The sequence below is a fragment of the Endozoicomonas sp. SESOKO2 genome (assembly GCF_024606245.1).
Lineage (GTDB): Bacteria > Pseudomonadota > Gammaproteobacteria > Pseudomonadales > Endozoicomonadaceae > Endozoicomonas_A.
This window is the reverse complement of the sequence record NZ_JAHHPQ010000621.1, coordinates 1-3,881: the sequence shown is the minus strand read 5'-3', so window position 1 is coordinate 3,881 and position 3,881 is coordinate 1. Positions and strand designations below refer to the sequence as shown.

3 protein-coding genes are annotated in these 3,881 nt (G+C 48.2%); all 3 read right to left on the bottom strand.

Features of this window, described 5'->3' with window-relative positions; genetic code table 11:
* Nucleotides 1-642: hypothetical protein (locus tag KDK17_RS15350; RefSeq protein ID WP_257288447.1), on the bottom strand; the 642-nt coding region annotated here is incomplete at its 3' end.
* Between the two features lie 106 nt (nt 643-748).
* Nucleotides 749-1,405, bottom strand: a complete 657-nt coding sequence (locus tag KDK17_RS15345; RefSeq protein WP_257288446.1) for a hypothetical protein — start codon at nt 1,403-1,405, stop codon at nt 749-751.
* A 255-nt stretch (nt 1,406-1,660) separates the two neighbouring features.
* The coding region (locus KDK17_RS15340; protein WP_257288445.1) for a hypothetical protein at nt 1,661-3,881 on the bottom strand (2,221 nt) is incomplete at its 5' end.

Genomic DNA, 3,881 nt, shown 5'->3' with positions numbered 1-3,881 from the left:
TTGCTGGCCATGCTCCCCGGCCACGATCACTTCACAGACTTTTTGCCCGGAGTGTTCTTGTCTTTTTTGAATCATCAGGGCTATGGCATTCCTGCAAACCTTTCCGCATGGCCGCTGTTGACGATCCTCCCCGACCACGATCACTTCACAGATTTGTTGCTTGCCATGGTCTTTGATTTTGTGATCAAACAGAGCTTGAGCATTATTGCAGACCTTCCTGCATGCGCGTGACTGGCCATCCTTGCCGACCGCGGAGACCGCACAGGTTCTTTGACCGCTGTCGGCTTTGGCTTGTGCTGCGCCTGCCCGGGAAAGCTGAGGTTGGCTCTGATCCAAATGGGATGACTTAGAGGTTGTTTGTTGTGTTTCTGAATGGTTAAGCGTAAAGGCAACCTCGTCTTCTTTGAGAAGACTCTCTGGATCGAGTGACCCATCAATGGCCTCAAAATCATCAGCGATGGAAGACAAATGGTTGAGCATTGGCACATCATCATCGAGTAACCCGATAGCTTCAATGGCATTCTGGATTGAGTCTGTAAGGTGGCCATCAATGCCATCAATTAGTGGGTCAGAATCGAATGGGAGCTGAATGTCAGAAAGATCATTCAATGTTTTGAAAAGAGGGTTTTGTCGTAACTTCATAGAATTTGCAGGATCATAATGCCCCACGCAACTAAAGCACTGTCCAGTAGCCAAGTGAGAGCCTGAGCTTTCAGAGGTATTCAGGGGCCGCTCAGCGGGCCCACTGCTACCAGATGGGGGGGGGGCGGAATCGACAAAAGCCATAACAGGGATGGATGAAACAATTTAAACCCAAAGTGTGCTGTTGTTGCTGATAGCCTCCGTTACCACCGCTATAGTCATTATTCAGCGGTCTAATTAAAGAACTAATGGGTGAAAGGGTGGCTTGTGGAGCTTGCTGGCTGAATGATTCTGATGACTGGTATTGTGGTGGATTATTTCCGGAGCCAAACACCGTAATGATGGTTGCAAACGGGTGATCCTGATTCGCCTGTTGTTCAATCGGGTTAAACAGCTGTGTATCGGGGACACAATAGTTTTTTAAAAACCAATCGACAGCGGCAACCACTTCTGTTGGAAGCCATAAATAAGGGGTGTCGCTCGTGGGAAACTGTTTGGTGGTCAGGATCAGTTCGTAAGCAATCAGCAGATTCGTAGCGTAAAGCCACTGCCACGAAATCGACTCAATGATGGTCTTTTGTATTCCATAATTAAATGTCCTATGTCGTTTTTTATCAGGTGCTAAATCTCGTTCTGCATAGTCGTCTATTTGGGCAATATCGGACAGGTTGACCGACAACGTATGCCAGTCACGATTTATAGAAAAGTTTTGTTTTAGAGAATCTGAATCCTGTTTAAGCTCGAAAATAAAACATCTTGTCAACGATCCGGCCGAACAGGCGACAGACAACGACAACAGCGTTAACAGTATTCCCTCAAAGAATGAGTGTTTAATAATTCTATCCTTGCATTCTGGTTTACAGAGAAGAAGGATAGATCAAGAAAATGGATGTGCTTTATGTCAAAATCCAGCAGGCTGACAAAGAACAGTGCCCTTCCAAACGGCCCCGTTGCGAGGACGGCAGAAAATTGAGGCTGAAATTTCGGTTTTGTGAGGAGAATAGCGAGCTTATATGTATTAGTCCGTTAGTTTCCCTTGGTCTTCACACTTATTCACTTTATCTGCTGATGGACTAAGCTCATCGTCCTCGTTCAGATCAACAGGCTTGCGTTTTCGATGTCTTCTTTTGTGATCCCATAGGCATTGTGAATTTTTGTAGGCCTTCCCGCTTGGCCGTTGCTGGTCATCCTCCCGGCATTCAGTCACGTCACAGAATTTTTGCCCTCTGTGGGCGGCGTATTTGTGATTCGACAGGGCTTTAGAATTCTTGCAGACTCTCCCACATGGCCGCTGCTGACCACCCGCCCCGACCACGCTCATGTCACAGGTTCGTTCCCCGCTGTGGTATCCGCTTTTGTGAGTTGACAGGGCTTGAACATTCTTGAAGTATTTCCCGCACGGTCGCTGCCGACCATCCTTCCCGACCATGATCACTTTACAAACTTTTCGTCCGCAGTGGTCTTGTTTTTTATGATACCTCAGGGCTCTGGCATTCTTGCAGGGCTTCCCGCATGGTCGCGGTTGACCATGCTCCGCGACCACGATCACTTCACAGGTTCGTTGCTCACCGTGGCATAAGCTTTTGTGATCCGACAGAGCTCGAGCATTCTTGAAGAGCTTACCGCACGGCTGCTGCTGGCAATCCTCCCCGACTACGGTCACGTCACATGTTTTTTGCCCGGTGTGAAAACCGCTTCTGTGAGTCGCCAGGGCGCCAACACTCTTGCAGAGCCGCCCGCATGGCCGTGACTGGCCATCCTTCCCGACCACGGCCGCCTCACAGATTTTTTGCTCGCTGTGGTATCTGTTTTTGTGATTCACCAGGGCGTCAGCATTCTTACAAACCTTCCCGCATGGCCGTGATTGACCATCCTTTCCGACCACGGTCACGTCACAGTTTTTTTGCCCTGTGTGATATCTGCCTTTGTGATTCATCAGGGCTCTGGCATTCTTGCAGACCTTCCCGCATGCCCCTGGCTGGCCATCCTTCGCGACAACGGTCTCCTCACATATTCTTTGATCACTGTCGACTGTGGCTTGTGCTGCGCCTGTCTGGGAAAGATCGGGTCGGCTCTGATCCAATTGGGATGACTTCGAGGTGGTGTGTTGTGTTTCTGAATAGTTAAGCGTAAAGGCCATCCCGTCTTCTTCGGGAAGACTCTGTAGATTGAGTGACCGATTAATGACCTCAACATCATCAGCGATGGAAGACAAATACCCGGGCAATGGCGCATCATCATTGAGTGACACGGTAGCATCAATAGCATTCTGGATTGAGTCTTCAAGGTCACTATCAGTGCCATCAAATAGTGGCTCAGAATCGAATGAGAGCTGAATGTCAGAAAGATCATTCAATGTATTAAAAAGAGGGTTTTGCCTGGACGCCATAGCATTTGCAGGGTCAAAATGCCCCATGTCACTTAAGCAGTGTCCAGCAGGCAATTGGAACCATGAGCTTTCCAGACGATTCATAGGCCAATCAGCAGGCTCACTGCTATTGGATGAGAGGCGGAAGTGACAACTCCCATGGCAGGGATGGGTAAAACAATTCAAACCTAAAGTGTGCTGGTGTTGCTGATGGCCTCCGTTACCGCCGCTATAGCCATTATTAAAAGGGCTGATAAAAGAGCTTATAGGCGGGAGGGTGGTTTGCGGGGCTTGCTGGCTGGGTGATTCTGACGACTGGCATTGTGGTGGATTATTTCCGGAGCCAAACACCGCAGTGATGGTTGCAAACGGATGACCCTGATTCGCCTGTTGCTCAATCGGGTCAAATGGCTTTGTATCGGGGTTGCTATAGTTTTTTAAAAGCCAACCGGCAGCGACATCCACTTCTACAGGAAGCCAGAAATAGGGGGTGACGCTCAAATGGGCCTCTGTGTTCAGGATCAGTTCGCAAGCAATCAGCAGATTCGTAGCGTAAAGCCATTGCCACGAAATCGACTCAATGATGTTCTTTTTTATCCCATAACTAAATGATCTATGTCGTTTTTTATCATGTGCTAAATCTGTTTCTTTATCGTCGTTTATATCGGCAATATCGGACGGGTTGCCCGACAACGTATGCCAGTCACGTTTTATAGAAAAATTTTGTTTCAGAGAATCTACATCCTGTCTATGCTCGAAAATAAAACGTCTTGTCAACGAGCCGGCCGAACAGCTGACAGACAACGACAGTAGCATTAACAGCATTGCCGCAAAGAATGAGTGTTTAATAATTCTATCCTTGCATTCTGGT